This is a genomic window from Streptomyces sp. JW3 (assembly GCF_052216785.1).
Lineage (GTDB): Bacteria > Actinomycetota > Actinomycetes > Streptomycetales > Streptomycetaceae > Streptomyces.
Genome location: NZ_JBQOUX010000336.1, coordinates 1 through 231 on the forward strand (window position 1 = coordinate 1; position 231 = coordinate 231).

The window sequence follows — 231 nt, forward strand, 5'->3', positions numbered from 1 at the left end:
GTGGCCAGCAGCATTGTCAACCGGCGTGAGTTCGCCGCCAGGTTGACCGAGCGATGGAACTCGTGGCCGTAGGTGACAAGCGCGTCGTCGGAGCCGCTCTCAGCCGCGTGCGCGTGCGCGTCGACAACGCTGGCGAGATGGTCGAGTTCCCGCGCGGTGATCGACTTCGCGGCCCGGCTCGCCAACTCACCGGCCATCGTCGCCTGCGCCCAGAACAGGTCGTGCACGTCC

General features: G+C 68.4%; 1 protein-coding gene. It reads right to left on the reverse strand.

The features are described 5' to 3' along the window. On the reverse strand, nucleotides 1-231 hold a 231-nt coding region (locus ACTT8P_RS38735; RefSeq protein ID WP_442836474.1), incomplete at both ends, for an FCD domain-containing protein.